We start from the raw sequence: 299 nt of genomic DNA, 5'->3' as shown, positions 1-299 counted from the left end.
AGCAGCGTTGAATCGCGTCGCGGCAACGGCCGGACTGCAGTCGTTTGCGGCCGATTAAGATCGCCCGACCTAATGACCGGCTCGGGTTTCGGTCAGTCGACACTTGGGCTGAAATTGCCGACAATTGGGTACGTCCGACCTATAGAGAACTCATATGCCGGCTGAACGCGATTTCCACTCGAACTGGAGCAAGACCTCGGAGTATCTTCGCGAGGCGCGAGCTCACCTCTCCGAAACAGCCGAGGGAGTGTGCACGGATAAGATCGCCGAATTTGAGGACCTCTTGAATCACAACGAGT

This window comes from Kitasatospora sp. NPDC057015 (assembly GCF_042673745.1).
GTDB lineage: Bacteria > Actinomycetota > Actinomycetes > Streptomycetales > Streptomycetaceae > Kitasatospora.
This window is presented reverse-complemented; position numbering follows the sequence as displayed.